Origin of the sequence: Paenibacillus sp. NEAU-GSW1 (assembly GCF_009737085.1) — a bacterium.
Classification (GTDB): domain Bacteria; phylum Bacillota; class Bacilli; order Paenibacillales; family Paenibacillaceae; genus Pristimantibacillus.
Genome location: NZ_WOVL01000004.1, coordinates 43,185 through 60,149 on the forward strand (window position 1 = coordinate 43,185; position 16,965 = coordinate 60,149).

Annotated in this window: 14 protein-coding genes; 1 reads left to right on the forward strand and 13 read right to left on the reverse strand. The window is 46.2% G+C overall.

Annotated elements, in window-relative coordinates; genetic code table 11:
- Positions 1-113: 113 nt before the first annotated feature.
- Both secA and hpf read right to left on the reverse strand, forming a co-directional pair.
- Positions 114-2,618, reverse strand: coding sequence for a preprotein translocase subunit SecA (gene secA, locus GOM71_RS03530; protein WP_156278373.1), 2,505 nt, complete (start codon positions 2,616-2,618; stop codon positions 114-116).
- A gap of 164 nt (positions 2,619-2,782) precedes the next feature.
- Complete coding sequence (hpf, locus tag GOM71_RS03535; RefSeq protein WP_156278374.1) at positions 2,783-3,334, reverse strand: ribosome hibernation-promoting factor, HPF/YfiA family; 552 nt, start codon at positions 3,332-3,334, stop codon at positions 2,783-2,785.
- 293 nt (positions 3,335-3,627) lie between these two features.
- Here hpf and GOM71_RS03540 point away from each other — a divergent pair, with 293 nt between their 5' ends.
- Positions 3,628-4,380: an MBL fold metallo-hydrolase gene (locus GOM71_RS03540; protein WP_253944682.1), complete on the forward strand. Its 753-nt coding sequence runs from the start codon at positions 3,628-3,630 to the stop codon at positions 4,378-4,380.
- A gap of 110 nt (positions 4,381-4,490) precedes the next feature.
- Here GOM71_RS03540 and GOM71_RS03545 read toward each other — a convergent pair whose 3' ends face one another.
- The 11 genes from GOM71_RS03545 to GOM71_RS03595 all read right to left on the reverse strand — a co-directional run bounded on the left by GOM71_RS03545 (position 4,491) and on the right by GOM71_RS03595 (position 16,964).
- The gene (locus tag GOM71_RS03545; protein WP_028599014.1) at positions 4,491-4,688 is read right to left on the reverse strand and encodes a cold-shock protein; all 198 of its coding nucleotides are present in this window, start codon (positions 4,686-4,688) and stop codon (positions 4,491-4,493) included.
- Positions 4,689-4,858: 170 nt separating this feature from the next.
- Positions 4,859-5,605, reverse strand: a complete 747-nt coding sequence (locus GOM71_RS03550) for a class I SAM-dependent methyltransferase (RefSeq protein WP_156278375.1) — start codon at positions 5,603-5,605, stop codon at positions 4,859-4,861.
- Positions 5,587-7,626, reverse strand: coding sequence for a sulfatase-like hydrolase/transferase (locus GOM71_RS24825; RefSeq protein ID WP_156278376.1), 2,040 nt, complete (start codon positions 7,624-7,626; stop codon positions 5,587-5,589). Before GOM71_RS24825 ends, GOM71_RS03550 begins: the two co-directional genes overlap by 19 nt.
- A 125-nt stretch (positions 7,627-7,751) precedes the next feature.
- Positions 7,752-8,441, reverse strand: coding sequence for an acylneuraminate cytidylyltransferase family protein (locus tag GOM71_RS03560; protein WP_156278377.1), 690 nt, complete (start codon positions 8,439-8,441; stop codon positions 7,752-7,754).
- Complete coding sequence (locus tag GOM71_RS03565; protein ID WP_156278378.1) at positions 8,438-9,493, reverse strand: nucleotidyltransferase family protein; 1,056 nt, start codon at positions 9,491-9,493, stop codon at positions 8,438-8,440. Before GOM71_RS03565 ends, GOM71_RS03560 begins: the two co-directional genes overlap by 4 nt.
- Before the next feature lie 131 nt (positions 9,494-9,624).
- Positions 9,625-10,263 (reverse strand): acetyltransferase, encoded by a 639-nt coding sequence (locus GOM71_RS03570; RefSeq protein WP_156278379.1) that lies wholly within the window; start codon positions 10,261-10,263, stop codon positions 9,625-9,627.
- A complete protein-coding gene (neuB, locus tag GOM71_RS03575) occupies positions 10,260-11,327 on the reverse strand; it encodes an N-acetylneuraminate synthase (protein WP_156278380.1) in 1,068 nt (355 codons plus the stop codon). The genes GOM71_RS03570 and neuB overlap by 4 nt, the downstream gene beginning before the upstream one ends.
- Before the next feature lies 1 nt (position 11,328).
- On the reverse strand, positions 11,329-12,531 hold the full coding sequence (neuC, locus tag GOM71_RS03580) for a UDP-N-acetylglucosamine 2-epimerase (RefSeq protein WP_367649454.1): 1,203 nt from the start codon (positions 12,529-12,531) through the stop codon (positions 11,329-11,331).
- Positions 12,528-13,703: a LegC family aminotransferase gene (locus tag GOM71_RS03585; protein WP_156278382.1), complete on the reverse strand. Its 1,176-nt coding sequence runs from the start codon at positions 13,701-13,703 to the stop codon at positions 12,528-12,530. Before GOM71_RS03585 ends, neuC begins: the two co-directional genes overlap by 4 nt.
- Positions 13,704-13,725: 22 nt before the next feature.
- Positions 13,726-14,733 carry an NAD-dependent 4,6-dehydratase LegB gene (locus GOM71_RS03590; RefSeq protein WP_156278383.1) on the reverse strand — a complete coding sequence of 336 codons (1,008 nt, stop codon included), beginning with the start codon at positions 14,731-14,733 and terminating at the stop codon, positions 13,726-13,728.
- Positions 14,730-16,964, reverse strand: a complete 2,235-nt coding sequence (locus GOM71_RS03595) for a motility associated factor glycosyltransferase family protein (protein WP_156278384.1) — start codon at positions 16,962-16,964, stop codon at positions 14,730-14,732. The genes GOM71_RS03590 and GOM71_RS03595 overlap by 4 nt, the downstream gene beginning before the upstream one ends.
- Position 16,965 lies beyond the last annotated feature (1 nt).

Sequence of the window (16,965 nt, forward strand, 5' to 3'; positions counted from 1 at the left end):
TCTGCGCGGCCGAGCAGCCTATAGCCGCTCCGCTCCGCACGGACTGACGCGTTGAAAAATGCTGCTCTATTAACGTATGCGCCTAATTGGCGCCACGTTCAACCGATTAGCCGTTACTCAGCGCCGTGGCACTGTTTATACTTCTTGCCGCTTCCGCAAGGACAAGCATCATTGCGGCCAACACGGTCAAGCCGCTTAGCAGGGCGTTTCTCCTGCTCGGCCGGGCTGTTCGTCGTCGTTTGGCCTTGAGCGACCTCTTGGCGCTCCAGGTTGCTTTCAACGCGAGCTTTCATCACATACTTCGCAACTTCCTCTTGAATGTGCTCGATCATTTCCTTGAACATCTCGAAGCCTTCAAACTGATATTCGCGAAGCGGATCGGTGCCGCCGTAAGCGCGAAGATGGATACCTTGGCGAAGCTGATCCATCGCGTCGATGTGGTCCATCCATTTGCTGTCGACAGCGCGCAGCACGACAACCTTCTCGAATTCGCGCATCATTTCGGAGCCGAGCGCTTCCTCGCGCTCATCATAGTAAGAGACGACCTTATTGTAGATCAGCTCGATAATCTCATCCTGCTCTTTGCCCCATAGATTGTCCTTCGTGAACGTATCTTCTGGCAGCAATGTCGCATGCACGTAATCAACGATTGCTTGCAGATCCCATTCTTCCGGAATATCTTCAGAAGTATGCGCCTCTACAATGCGATCCACAACCGGCTTCACCATCTCCATGACAACCTCGCGGATGTTCTCGGAGCCAAGCACGTCGCGGCGCTGCTTGTAGATGACTTCGCGCTGCTGGTTCATAACGTCGTCATATTGAAGGACAACTTTACGCGTATCGAAGTTGTTGCCCTCAACGCGTTTTTGAGCCGATTCCACTGCGCGGGAAATCATACGGCTTTCGATCGGCTGGTCTTCATCAATACCAAGGCGGTCCATCATGCCCATGATGTTCTCCGAACCGAAGCGGCGCATCAATTCGTCCTCCAGCGAGAGGTAGAATTGCGACGAGCCCGGGTCGCCTTGACGGCCGGCGCGTCCGCGAAGCTGATTGTCGATCCGGCGGCTTTCGTGACGCTCGGTACCGATAATGTGCAGACCGCCAAGCTCAGCCACGCCTTCGCCCAGCAAAATGTCCGTACCGCGGCCCGCCATGTTAGTCGCGATCGTAACCGCTCCAGCTTGGCCTGCGCGCGAAATAATTTCCGCTTCCTCGGCATGGAATTTCGCATTCAGCACCTTATGGCCAACGCCGCGGCGCTTCAGCATTTCGGACAGCTTCTCCGAGTTCTCGATCGAGATGGTGCCGACAAGAACCGGCTGGTTTTTGCTGTGGCGTTCCACGATTTGCTCGACAACCGCTTTAAACTTGCCAAGCTCGTTTTTGTATACTACATCTGGCTCATCTTTACGAATCATCGAACGGTTCGTCGGCACTTGAATAACCTCAAGCCCGTAAATCCGTTTGAACTCTTCTTCCTCTGTCTTCGCCGTACCGGTCATGCCGGCCAGCTTGCGGTACATCCGGAAGTAGTTCTGGAACGTAATCGTCGCAAGCGTCATGCTCTCATTCTGAACCTTGAGCTGCTCTTTCGCTTCGATTGCTTGATGCAAGCCGTCGCTGTAACGGCGGCCCGACATCAGACGGCCGGTAAATTCGTCAACGATGACGACTTCTTCTTCCTGCACGACATAGTCGACATCGCGTTTCATAATGACATGCGCTTTTAACGCCTGCTGGATATGATGATTAAGAAGCACGTTGGCATGATCAAATAAGTTCTCGATATGGAAAGCTTTCTCAGCCTTCTCGACGCCCGCTTCCGTCAGCATAACGGTGCGAAGCTTGATATCAACCGTATAATCCTCTTCCTCTTTCAAGCGGCTGATAAAACGGTCAGCGGCATAATAGAGCTCCGTCGATTTAGCCGCTTGTCCCGAAATAATAAGCGGCGTACGCGCCTCGTCTACGAGAATCGAGTCCACTTCGTCTATAATAGAAAAATAAAGCGGGCGTTGAACCATTTGCTCTTTATAAAGGACCATGTTGTCGCGCAAATAGTCGAATCCGAATTCGTTGTTCGTTCCATAAGTAATATCGCATGCATAGGCGTGCTGTTTCTCTTCGTGCGAGAGACCGTGCATGTTACAGCCGACGGTAAGTCCAAGGAAGTTGTACAGCTGCCCCATGATTTGGCTGTCGCGCGATGCGAGGTAATCGTTGACCGTAATGACGTGAACGCCTTTGCCGAGCAATGCATTCAAATAAGTAGGAAGGGTAGCAACAAGCGTCTTGCCTTCGCCTGTTCTCATCTCCGCAATTTTGCCTTCATGCAGCACCATGCCGCCCATCAGCTGCACATCGAAATGACGCATGCCGAGCGTACGCTTGGACGCTTCGCGGACGACCGCAAAAGCTTCCGGCATAATTTGTTCCAGTGTTTCGCCTTTTTCAATACGCGCTTTAAATTCCTCGGTTTTATTGCGAAGCGCATCATCCGACAAACCGGATACGGTAGATTCCAGTCCGTTGATTTCTTCGACTATTTTCGAGAGACGCTTAACCTCGCGTTCGTTGGGATCACCGAATATTTTTTTCACTAGTCCGAGCATGGTCTTCCCCTTTCGTTATTACGCCTGTTTGCCTTAAATTGTAACAGTTTGTAGAGAGCGCCGCAACGCATCGACATCATTTCCAGCAATAGGTACGCTAGTAAAATAAAAAGAGCCTCTCCCTTGCGGGAAAAAGGCTCTATCGTTTGTATGAACAGCCGTTGTCAATCTTGCTCGATCAAGCCATACTTCCCGTCGCTGCGCCGGTAAACGACGTTTACCTCTTTGCTCTCCGCGTTGGAGAATACGAAGAAATTATGGCCTATCATATTCATTTGAAGAATCGCTTCCTCGACATCCATCGGCTTCAGCGTGAAGCGCTTGGTGCGAACAAGCTCCAATTCGTCCTCGTCATCCAGCACCCTCACGGCGGTAGCGACGTTGCCTTCTTCTTTGAATACAGTCCGGACACCGTAGCTGTTGCGGAATTTACGGTTCAGTTTCGTTTTATGCTTGCGGATTTGACGTTCCAGTTTGTCCACCACAACGTCGATGGATGCGTACATATCTTGGCTCTTATCCTCGGCTCTCAAGAGCAAGCCTTTGAGCGGGATCGTTACTTCGACGACATGCTGTCCCTTAGTGACAGACATCGTTACGGTTGTTTCGGAGGCAGGTGCTTCAAAATACTTTTCCAAGCGGCTTAGCTTTCTTTCAGCATAATCACGTAGTGCGTCTGTCACTTGAAACCGTTGACCTCGAATGGTGTATTTCATGGGGCATTCCTCCTTTACATGCTCTTATTATAACATATGCATCGGGCTATTACAAAATAGATTTTTGTTTATTGTGAATTTTCTGATAATTATTTTGTAGAATTGGTTAACGATATGTTGTCGAAACTTGTATCGCTGAATCCCCCTGTAGATTCCATAAATAGACGTTGACCAAAAAAAAATTTTATGGTATGATATAATTTTTAGGTATTTACATCAACTGATTTTCTCTGTATTATATTGACCAGACCCCGGCCGGGTATCATCTTTCTTTTCTAGGAGTGTGAACCACGTTGCTTATTGGTCAAGGCATTGCCATGCTATCCATTGCCGCCCCGGTTCTTGGTCGTCCGGACACCGTTCACCCGGTATTGCTCTGGGACGATCACGACGTTGTGCTTGCAGATACAGGCTTTCCCCGTCAAATCGATCAACTCATCGCCGCAATTGATTGCTTAGGTGTAGATTCTCGCCGGCTTAGCAGGATCATCATCACGCATCAAGACATTGATCATATCGGCAACTTGCAACAATTAATAGAAGACTCCCCTGAACGAATCGAAGTATCTGCCCATATTCTTGAGAAACCTTACGTCCAGGGAGACAAACGACTGCTGCGATTCACGGAAAAGGCGATTGCAAGTATCGATCTGCTGCCTGACCACGTCCCCGAGTCCTTTAGGAAGGGACTCAAAGCGCTTATGCTGCATCCTCCTCGGGCCGAAGTCAATCGCGACATTGCTGGCGGCGACCGTCTTCCATGGTGCGGCGGTCTTGTTGTTGTTGATACTCCAGGACATACGCCAGGTCATATCAGTCTCTATCATGAACCGTCCCGCTGCTTGATTGCCGGTGACGCCCTCGTTGTACGGGACGGTCAGCTATGGGGTGCCGATCCCCACACTACGCTGGACCCGGCCGCAGCTCAGCATTCACTTTCAAAGCTATCCGCCTTCGATATCCAAACGGTTGTATGCTATCATGGCGGCCTGTATAACGAGCAAGTCAATGAGCGGCTTACAGAGCTTGCAAACGAAACCGTCTGAATCTCCATGATGTTGTTAAATAGCAATAAAAAAAGCCCCGGCTTGCCGGGGCTTTTGAGTTAGATAGTTATAAATGAACCATCTATTAGTGGCTTAATTAAGCCGAATGATTACAGTTTAACAACGTTAGCTGCTTGTGGACCGCGAGCGCCTTCAACGATGTCGAATTCGACCGATTGGCCTTCTTCGAGTGTTTTGAAGCCTTCGGATTGGATTGCGGAGAAGTGAACGAATACGTCGCCGCCTTGTTCAGTCTCGATAAATCCATAACCTTTTTCCGCATTGAACCATTTAACTTTACCTTGCATTCAGAACAGTCCCTTCATCTTCAAATACTGTGAGGCGTCTTTAGGTAAGGCCCACAAGTCGAATATACCATCATTGTCACGGTATTGTCAATATTTCCTTGTAAGCGAATTCATTGCTGCTGTACTTATATTCTGAGATGATATTGTGTAACGCTAATTTTCAAGTTGTTTTAGTTTTTCTCCATTATAATTCGGCCTAAATAAGGGTCTTCATTATTGTAAATCGATAGACCTGTTCCTTTAGTAAACAACACTTTATTAAAATCATACTTATTTTCTAAATCACTCAGAAGATCTTCAGATACAATAAATCTTCGGTAATGATTATCATAAATTTTATGTAACTTTTGATCTTCGATCGTTCTAAACTCTGAAGCCAAATAATCGCCTTTCTTTAAATATTTCGAAATGGTTGATAGCAATACTTTTTCTGTCGTTTCATTAATAGAATGCAATAGAAACCTGACATACACGACAAGTTTTTTATTTTCGTTTGTTGCAAGTTGACTTACCGATTTAACAATTTCCCCTAATCCTTGTTCATCAGCGATATCTACAACTTGAAATTTTATTTTCAAGTCATTAAAGTGTATATTTTCTTTCAGAACTTCATTTAACTTAATAGCTTCTTCCGATCTATCTACACCTACGACCTCGAATCCATCTCTAGCAAAAGAAAATGCATCTCTACCAGATCCGCAACCAATATCCAAGATAATCGCATTATTATTTATCGTATTTTTTATTAATGTGCAAAAAGTTGATTCCTCTTGAATCTTTACCGTTTTATAAAATTCATTCCAGTATTCTATGTTTTCTGTTTCACTTAACAGTCTCTGCTGTGCATTCGCCATTGATAGGATCCCCTTCGCATTACCGAATATTAAGCCTTCCTTTTTCAGCTTTCTTTGTTCCATCTGATAAATTCTTTAATATGTTCAAAGACGACCTTTTCATAAAACTTCAATTTCTCGACATATACATCTTTTTCATCTCTATTTGTATGTTTATCTAGCAGCATCATGGTGTAATTTTCAAAACATACGGTAAGATCATTCCCAACTTTCTTTTCCGTTTCAAATTGAAAGTTATGCTGATCGTCGCTAATAGCAACCTTATAGGTTTGATTTGGATGAATGATTTGCGTAAAAGCAAATTGTCGTTCGCTTTCTCCTCCAAAACACTTCGGCAATTTACCGTCGATATTATCAGGAATCTTTATGCCGCATTGATGTAACATAATAGGAAGAATATCTATAGATTCAATAGTTTCATCTGACATTAAGCTAGGAATACCCTTGCCTTTAATCATTATTGGAATTTTTCGTCGGCTTTCATGTGAAATACTATTTTCTTTTTCTAAAAATGTTTGACCATGATCAGAGTGCAGCACAACTAGAAATTCTTCACTGTTATACTTTTTATTAATATAATCAAAAAGAACACCTAAAAATATATCAACTCTTTTTATTTCCTCGTAATATTTAATTATTTTATTTTCATCGTATTTCGTTAATACAGAAGTTTCGCCTTTATTTTGGGTATTTAATCGATAGAATATATCTGTATTTACTTGAGCATATAGGTTATTTTCAATTTCATCAGGAACATTATGAAGATCCATTAGAGAGATAGAAAGAAATTGATTTTTACCACTAAACGCTTCCAGGTGTTCGATTGCTTCCATGATTACTTCTTTACAATCCATACCGCCTATGAAGTTTTGATATAGGATTCGATCAAATCCCTTGTAATAGCCAAACGTCGGAGTCGTTCTCCAATTGGTGCAAATTTTCGTCGTGAAATAGCCCGCTTCTTTAAAATATTCCGCCATCAATTTATTATATTTCTCGAAATTATAAGTAAAGTTCGGATGAAGCAGTTTGTGGTTGGTTGGATATTTCCCTGTATTTATACTAGCTTTACTAGGTAACGTCCATTCACTTGTGGCATAACTATTTTTTGAGATAAACCCTTCTTTAAAGAAGGCATAAGCATTCGGCATCACATTCTCTAAACCCTTTTGTTCCAAAAACTTATATGAAAGTCCATCGATAAATATTTTGAACACGAGCTTTGGTGTCTTAGGCTTATCATCCATCTCAATGGGATTTCCAACAAATACAGCCTTATTAGCTGAAATTTTCAATTTTCCTGGTTCATTAAACTTCAGATAATGAAAGTTATTGGACGTCAAATCTTTTTCTGAAAATGGATACGTTTGATTGTTAATAGAAAATTTAATTTCTGTAGATTGTTGAATTTTGGAAATAGGTACAATTGAAGGGCTATTCAAGAAAAATTCATTATCCCCCTGAATTTCTTTCCCTTTTAAAAGTTCCGTTTTAAAAAATATCCGTGAATTAACATTTATATCTCCAACCGAATGCGTCTTGTACATATTAATCATAAACTCTTCATCTGTTCCCTTGTGCATTACCTTCCGCACTAGAGAATTATTATCCTGATCTAGAGGGAATACTCTTGCATCAACTTCGTTTAAAATCTGATCTAGTTCATTTAGTTTTTCTGTTCTTACCTCAGGATTTGAAATCTGTGCTATTACGCGTTTAAGGTTTTCAGTACTTTCTTCATGCAATGATGTATTTCGAGAATATTTTGCGGCATATGCATAGTACTTCCAGCTTGATAATACATCATTCATTTGCTCATAAATAATACCTAAGTTAAATAATATTTCAAAGCTGAACGGATGCTTCTGCAACCCCTCCAGCAAAGTTTCCAGGGTCTCTTTGTACTCGCCCCTTTGAAAATAATATGTCGCCTTTAACGTATAAAATTCACTATTATTTAGATATGTAGAATACTCATTAATTTTATTTTCCGCTTCATCTAATCGATTATTTATTAGCAAATCTTCTATTTCAATTTTTAGCGAGTTAAGATATTGCAATAAATCTTTAATTTCCTCTTTCACTTCGATACCCCCTTATGTATGCCCACCATTTTCCTGACAACCCGCTCCTTTACGTCTCATAGTACCCGTTAGGTTGTAGGCTCACAGCAATTTATGATGAATCTGAGAAGCTCTTCGTTCGCGTTCTAATTGTTCGCTTTATTTGCAATAATAGCCTCACATAACCAAAAATCAAGCAGTGTATCAATGTCCACGGATCGTTCTTTCGGCATGACATAACCTGTAGTCTCTTCGGTCAGAAAAGATTCCGTCTTGCGGAAGCCTTCTACATCCGATACATATATAGCTCCATTCAGCACGAATGCTGCAGGCAAGTCCTGTCTGAGCGTTGACTCGACATGCCCCATAACCGGCGATAACCGGTCCCCCGCTCCAATCCGGAACATCCAGTACGGACTTTTATCCGGCTCCGTCATCGACACGACGGGTGCGCCGCTTTTCTCGCATTGGGCGATGCACGCATCGATATCTTCAACCGTTCTGAGCGGAGAGGTCGGCTGCAGCAGGACGACATAATCATAACCCGGCAGCTCGTCCAGTGCATGCACGACGGGCGCAAGTCCCGAAGTCCCATCCTGCGCCAGCCGCTCGGGCCGTTTAAACGGAACGTCGCCGCCATGCGCAATGGCCGTTTGAATAATTGAATCGTCATCGGAGGAAATAATGACGCGGTCCAGATAGACAGACCGGGCGGCCGCTTCAATCGTCCAGGCAATTAACGGCTTGCCCGCAAGCTCGCGAATGTTTTTTCCGGGAACGCCTTTAGAACCGCCTCTGGCGGGAATGACGCCGAGCACTTTTTTTCCCGCTATCATATCGTCAGCATTCCCTCCAGCACTTCGCTGTTTGCCCGTTCGAAATCGTCCATTCTGCCGATATCGATCCAATATTCCCGAATCGGAAATGCCGACGTTTCCGCGCCAAGCTGCAGCAGCTTATCAAACAGAGACGGCATATCGTAAAACGTATTGTCCGGGATGTACTGCAGCGCGTTCGGAGAAATCACATAGATGCCTCCGCTGATGAAGAAGCGCTGCACCGGCTTCTCCTCGATGCTTTGCAGCCGGGAGTTGTCCACTTTCACAACGCCATACGGCACTTGAAACTCGTATTCTCTAACGCACATAGTCGCACTCGCCTTGGTCTCCATATGAAAGTCAAGCAGCTGTTGGAAGTTGACCTTAGTGAGCAAATCTCCGTTCATGACGATGATCGGCTTGTCCGGAATGAATGGGAGCAGGCTTAACGCCCCTGCAGTGCCTAAGCGCTTGCTCTCCTGAATGTAAATAATTTCGACGCCCCATTTCGAGCCGTCTCCGAAATAGTCCATAATCATTTCCGCTTTGTAATTGACCGAAATCATAAAGCGGTAGAAGCCGTTTGCAATAAAGGTTTCCAGAATGCCTTCCAGAATCGGCTTGCTGCCAACCTTGAGCAGCGGCTTTGGACAGTCTCTAGTCAGCTCGCCAAGCCTTGAACCGAGACCTCCGGCCATAAGGACAACCCAGTTGTCGCTTCTTTCCTGCTTAATAATTTCATCCAGCAAATCGAGTCGAACAATCTTGCCCTGCCGGTCAATGATCGGAATTTGCTTGAGGTTATAGTTTTTCATTTTAGCGAAAATAACGTCCCGGCTGTCTTCTTCATACGAAATCATCGGGTCGGTTTTCATAATATGCTGGACTTCGTTATTCAAATCGATTCCGCGCAAAATGCCTCTTCGGACATCCCCGTCTGTAATCGTGCCAATAAGCTTTTGGCTTTCATCAACAACTAGGGCAATTTGAACGGAACCTTTGTCAATAATATGTAGAGCCTCTAAAATGGAGGAATGCGGTGAGATCAGCAACTGATCTATTCGTTTCATCTTAGCCACTCCTCTTCATGAAAATTGCGTTCATGCTTGCGCCGCAAGCACTCTCTTACATTGTATATCGGTCATAACTCCCGATAAAATGAGAAAAACCGACAGAAAATAACACTGTCGGCGTTGATAAATTATTCCATCACGCTATCCGCCCTCTTGGCGGGGACTCCGTACACAAGCGAACAGGAATCGACGGGCCTGAGAACCAACGATCCCGCTCCGATGACAGCTTCATCCCCTATCGACACCTGCTGGACTACATTCGCTCCGGCGCCGACATGAACATGCTCTCCAACCGTCACTCCTCCGCATAAGACGGCGCCAGGAGAAATATGGGCATGCTTCCCAATGGTGCAATCATGGTCAATGACCGCTCTGGTATTCACAATCACATTAGCCCCTATGACGCTTCCAGCCTGCACGACAGCCCCTGCCATTATTTGCGCACCCTCGCATACTTCTGCCAGATTGGAGACAACAGCTGAATCATGAATGAGTGAAGCAAACGTGTAGCCCGCTTTCTTATAGCGAGCATAAATCCTGCTTCGAATTCGCGAACTACCGAGCATGCCGATTCCGTTAACGAGCATTACTTCTCCCGGCTCGTAACGAAGCACCGCCTCGTCATCGCCTAAATATGCGATATAATCGGGCAAAGAGCTGCTCGCTTGAAGCGCTGTATAGCCGACGATCTCGCTTTGCTGTCGAAGCAGAAGGTCAAGGCATACTTTCGCATGTCCGCCTCCGCCAATTAGGATGACCGGCTTCATCGGATCAGGTCATCCGGCTCGTATGCCCGGTCTGCAGTTTGTCCTAACAGCTTCCAGTAAGCAGAAGGCGGCAAGCCGTTGCCCGGTCGTTTGAGCGTCAAATTCGCTTCTGTAAACGTTTCTCCAGCCGTAATCGACCGTGCAGCAACCACGCTCTTGCGAGCCGCCGTCGCGTTGCGGAGCTCAGAAGCGGCAGGAATTTTGACGGCAATTCCCATTGCCCTCTCGACGTTGCGGATTTGACGGACCATCAATGCGAGCTCTTCCGGCTCCATTGACGCTTTATGATCCGGCCCCTCCATCGATTTATCCAGCGTAAAATGCTTTTCAATGACAACCGCGCCAAGCGCAACGGCTGCAACAGAAATTTCCGTTCCAATCGTATGATCGGAATAGCCTGTTCTTAGTCCGAATGCTTGTCTTATCGTTACCATCTTGTTCAGATGGACGTCTTCACTCGCGGTTGGGTAATCAGTCGTGCAATGCAGCAGCGTGACATGGCGGCGAAGCGCGTCTTGACCAGCATCAGAGAAATAAGCAGCGCGGAACGATTCCACGGAAGGCACATCATCCTGGTCTATATAAGCGAAAGCCAAAGCGCCCAGCGCCTCCTCGATTTCGCCAAGCGTACATATTCCCGTCGACAGAATAACGTCCGCGCCGCTCCTGCCGGCGCAGTAAAGCAACGGGAGATTCGTAATGTCTCCCGAAGATATTTTCAGCGTTTGCAGCTTATAGGTTCCAGTCAACAGCTGCAAGCTTGGCAGGTCAAACGGCGTGGACATGAACGTGATGCCGACCCGGCGGCACTCTTCGATAATAACAGCATGCTCCTCGGAAGATAGCTCCAGCTTGCGGATCATATCAAGCTGCGACTCGGCCGCGTCCGTTGTTTGCTTCTGATAATCAGCTTTAGCAGCATGCTTGCTCACCAGTTGATCTGCTTTAAACGTTTGAAATTTAATTGCGTCCGCTCCTGCGGCAGCCGCTTCGCGAATCATTGTCAATGCGAAGTCCAGCGAGCCGTTATGGTTAACGCCCGCTTCCGCAATGATGTATGCCATCCTAGCAACCTCCCTGCTGCCCGATATCGTAGAACGTTTTTCTCAAAATACCGTTCAAATCAGCCTGTTTCAAACATTGCTTTATTTGCTTGGCAGCTCTGCCCGATCCATAAATATTAGCTGCTCGTTGCACATGATCGTCTCGAAATGCCGGATTTAACGCCAATGCTATCGCCTGAACAATGCTGTCGCGGTCTTCTGCCGTCTCAATGATGCTGCTCCCCTTCATTCTCCCCTTTTGCCGATCACCGATGTCGACCGTTGGTTTTTTGAACATCGGAACCTCGATAATGCCGCTGGAAGAATTGCCGATTACCGCATCGACATATTGCAACGCGCTTAAATAGCGCAGCTTGCCAAGCGATTGAAACGATACGGTACGATCGGAGCGGCTGCGGACATAGTCATCAATGAGTCTGCCGATAATACGCCCGTCAGCATCGGAGTTTGGCTTCGTAAAAATAATGCGCGCATGCTCAAAACGATCGAGCGCGCTGAGCAATTCGAGCGTCGAGTCTTCCGAGCTTCGTCCGCCTATTGTCAATGGATGGTACGTGACGAGAAAGTTCACAGCTCCCAGCTTGAAATCAATGGATTGTTCCAACTGTTCCTTCGATAGCAGCTCCAGCTCTTTAATGTTGTCTAGCCCGATTGCGCCCACGTTAAACACCCGCTCCGGCTGTTCTCCTAGCTGAATAACCCGATTACGATAGGTGTCCGTAGACGTAAAATGCAAATGCGCCATTTTCGTTATCGAATGCCGAATCGCTTCGTCCACTGCGCCTTCCGTGCTCTCGCCCCCATGCAAATGAGCGATCGGAATATTCGCGATCATTGCCGCTTGCGCCGCCGCCATAATTTCGTAACGGTCGCCAAGCAGCACAACGATATCCGGCTGCAGACGATGGAACGCATCGGCAAAACCGACAAGCCCAAGGCCCATCGATTTCGTAACGCCAACTGCCGTATCGCTCGATAACAGCATTTCTACCTTCTCGTCGATTTGAAAGCCATCATTCAAGATTTCATTGTATGTAAGCCCGAATTCCGGGGATAGATGCATCCCTGTAACCGCTATTTGCAGTTGCAGTTCAGAATCGGATTTTATTTCTTTCAATAGAGGGTATAACAGACCGTATTCTGCACGCGAACCTGTTACGACGCATATTTTCCTCAACTTGTTTCGCCAGCCCTTCTTGATCAATCCATAAGCTTCGGACCGCTAGGAAGATTAATGATACGATGCTCCAATTGCTCCGTTACCGTCAAATCCATTCGCGGACACTCGCTGTACATCGGCAGGCGATGCATCGGCGTCCAGATGGGACGGGTCATTAAACCGGCATTGTTTGTCGCATCCAGTATTCGGTCTCTTAGCTGTTCGTCAGGCTCGTCGAGCAGAATTGCATTCAGCCAATAATTGCTTGACACATGCTCCTGCTCCGTGAAAAAGCTTATACCCTTCAACGGCGATATCGCCTGTTGATAGTGTGCCGACAGCTTGTGCTTGCGAGCAAGAAAGCTTGGCAGCTGCTCGAGCTGAGCGCAGCCAAGTGCGGCATTCAGGTTCGGCATCCGATAGTTGTAGGCCGTCTGATCATGATGGAATGCCCACCGATGCGGCAGCTTGGCCGTCGTCGTTAAATGCTTCGCCTGCTTCGCAAGCGATTCGTCCGCAGTCAGGATAGCCCCGCCGCCGCCAGTCGTTATGATTTTATTGCCATTAAAGCTTATCGCAGCCAGCTTGCCGAAAGTACCGGTGTGTCGGCCTTTATAGTAAGAACCAAGCGACTCTGCCGCATCCTCCACCAGTTCAAGACGATAACGATCGCACACGTCGACTAGACTATCCAACTCAACTGGATGCCCAAACGTATGCATCGGCACAACAGCAGCCATTCGTCTTCCAGTTTGCCGGTTATAAGCAAAGCCGTCCGAACGAAGCTCCGCGATGCCGCGTAAATAATGATCCAACTTGACTGGATCAACCCCAAGCGTATCACTCGAGACGTCGATCAAATGCGGAACCGCTCCGCAATAGGAGAGCGCATTTGCCGTAGCCACGAACGTCAGCGACGGCATGAGCACTTCATCACCCGGCTTTACGCCTGCCAGAAGCAGGCATATGTGCAATGCCGCAGTTCCGTTCATGACGGCTATCGCATAAGGAGCACCCGTATATGCGGCAAGTTCGCGTTCAAATCGGTCGACATATTGACCGACCGACGATACCCAGCCTGTGTCCAGACAGTCCTTCACATATTCCCATTCCTTGCCCTCGAACAAAGGCTCGTGCAGTGCCGTAAACGCTGTCGGATAGGAGAGTGCCTGTTGAATCGTCTTCACAAGCAGGTCAGGCAGCTGTTCCTCGCTCATTACAAATCCCCCGTCGCTAACTTTATAGATTATATTGATCGGCTTTATATATCGCTAAATGACCTGCAGACGTGAACCATTCAATCGTATGGCCAAGCCCGCGCGCAAAACCTTCTCTTCCTCCGTAGCGAGGCTTCCATCCCAAAAGGCGTTCCGCTTTGGAATTGTCCGCCCAAAGTCGCTCAACCTCGCTTTTTTCCGGTCGGATACGGGCTTCATCGCTAACAATCTTGATATCCGCATTCATAATCTCACGAATGAGCTTCACTGTATCACCGATCGAGATTTCGTAATTGCTGCCGATATTGATCTCCTCACCGATACCGTTTTCCGACTCCAGCATGGCAATAAATCCGTTCACCGTATCCTCGACATAGTTAAAGTCGCGGGTCGGGCTGATCGCGCCAAGCTTTATTTCCTTATAGCCTGCGGCGATTTGCGTAATGATCGTCGGAATAACCGCTCTCGCCGATTGACGCGGTCCATAAGTATTAAACGGCCGAATGACGCCTACCGGCATTTGGAACGAACGATAGAACGATAATGCCAGCTGATCCGCACCGATCTTCGTCGCCGAGTAAGGGGATTGCCCTTGCAGCGGATGGTCTTCTGTAATCGGCACAAACCTTGCCGTGCCGTATACTTCGCTCGTAGACGTATGGATAACCTTGGAAACATTCAATTCGCGCGCTGCTTGCAGCACATTTAGCGTTCCTTTAATGTTCGTATCGACATATGTTTCAGGGGAGTGATAGGAATAAGGGATCGCGATTAGTGCCGCCAAATGCAGCACGGCATCACAATCCTTCATCGCCTCTTTTACGCCATACGGATCACGGATATCGCCGGAAAACACTTCGAACTTACCCTTTACATCATCCGCGCATTGATCCAGCCATCCCCATGTATTAAAAGAGTTATATAGCGTAAATGCCTTTACTTGATACCCTCGACGAATAAGCGCTTCCGTGAGATGGGAGCCGATAAATCCGTCGGCTCCGGTTACTAGCACTTTGCGGTATTTTTTCATACGACACTCCCTAATCTTACTTTTGCTTCTACAGAAATTTCAATTAGCTCTGGACAAACATTCAGCATTTCTTGTACAAGCGGCTTCATGTACTCGCAATAAAAGTCCGCTTGTTCCGATACGCTATTCGCATCCTTCAGCTTATAAAGCTGAACCTCGAGTCGTTTCAGTCCCCCCCAGCATGCTCTAATAAACAAACCGTTAAATGGACTGCCCTTCGTGATTTTCAACCACGCATCATCTATCTTATCAATTACTGAAGAACATTTATCCAGTTCCGTTTCCCGCATTTTCGAAAGCAGATTAACCTGTTGAACAATCCACTTCAAGCTTTGTTCGCATTGTTTTATTTGTTCGGGCAATCGATTAATCCTTTCATGAGTTTTTCTCACTCTCGCATGATCATAGAGAGGCATTGCAGCCATTTCCCGAATCAATGCTTTCTCGTCTACTACCCGATTATAATAACGAGATAATACACTCTCCATAGATTCCCAAAGGGTGTGCTTTATTTTAGCGCCTGCTCGGCTTGTATTAATAAATCGAACGTTTGGAAAAGAGGCTATCAAATTCTCAATATCCTGCAATGTCTGCATCATAGCCTGGTTTGTCCTATTTTTCCCCCCGCTTACATTTTCAACCTGAAGAACTGCCTGGTTTACGGTCGTTTTCATGGATTCCTCTGAGAAATGATCTGCTCCCGAAGCATACATTTTGTCACCGGGATAGGATAGATCCTGGCCGCTAAAGACGATTTCATCGCACCCCATATAAATAGCAGCTTGAATTGCCGTTCCTGTAACCGAAAATGTAGTTTGGAATATCGGGTCTGCTTCCGTCAAGTTCATAAAATGTTTTGTGGTTGGATCAGCTGAAATAAATGTATGGAGCAGCTTCTCAGCACGCGATTCTATAATTTGGTATTGAAGCATCGGAGCAAACAATAACGGAATATCTTCGATGTTCAATCCGTGAAACGCGTTATAGTTGGCCTCCGAGCCATCGATTGAAACAATCAAATGCGGCTCAACGCCATAATGGAGCAGCGATTGGATGGTTGACCCGGCTGCAATGACCAAAGCATGACTTCTCATCTGCTTCAACAGTGCAATATCTTGTTCTAATGACGGACCTGCCCCAACAATTACTGCTGTCATTCCTTTAAATCTATCTTTTAGTCCATTGATAGAAGGAGTATTGAGCGCCTTTTCCAAGTTAAACATATTATTCCTGATCCAAGTCATCCCGAACTGTTCATGATTATAAAGCAGTGTGGAATAGTTCAAAACAGCATCCTTTATCTCACGAAAAAACGCCATAACCTCTGCGTTTCTCCGCTTCCGGTAAGCAGGCAAGATAACAATTTCCTGGCCGCCTCTTTGTGTACTGAAAACATCTACAAGCCTTTCCCGTGCCGTCGGTTCTGTTCCCACTACCAATTCTTCAATATTCAATGATGAAAGCAACTGGTCCATATCGATAGCTCTCATTGCAGCTGCAAAAGCCCGTTCATCGGGTTCATAAATATACAGAATATGCTCCGGATAGCTTCGTCCGTAACTTTGAGCCAGATAACCATTACCAAAGCCGTACATCATGATTACCGATTTATTCCGTACAGTTTTCTCCAGATATTCAACCCAACGGTCTGCTTCTTGCAATGGATCGAATTGACTATGTATATAATGCGGCTTTCGGCCTTCTTCCGCGACGCGAATATTTGGCATTCCATTCCTCGCATAAGTGACGCTATAATGCGCACCATCTTGGAATGCCTTCATTCGCGCATACACTTTTGAATAATGACGCTTTAAAAATTGCATGTTTGCAGCAAACCGGTTATCCATTGTCATCTGGTTATCCCCAAGCTCTCTTGCAAGCTGACTGAATATGGGGATCAACTCAAAACGGATGCATTCGGCCGCTCCGGCATAGTCTTCTTCATCCATCCGATCATTTAAAGCATAAAAACTTTCTTGTATACTTTCAATAGCTCTATCGATACAAGATGTAAATTCATATACTCCCGCATCGTCATTGCATAGAGTATCTATCGTTTTCAGCGTTCTAAACAGATCATCGATACCTTCCACAATTTCACCGAATTGCTGCCAGGTCTGTTCGTTGATTGGTTCATATAACAACTCTGCAACATTGCTGCTTGCTGCAATAAGCTCCGGTAAAAAAGGTTTAATAGCTTCTAAATACCCATCCGCCTCGACACGATTCATT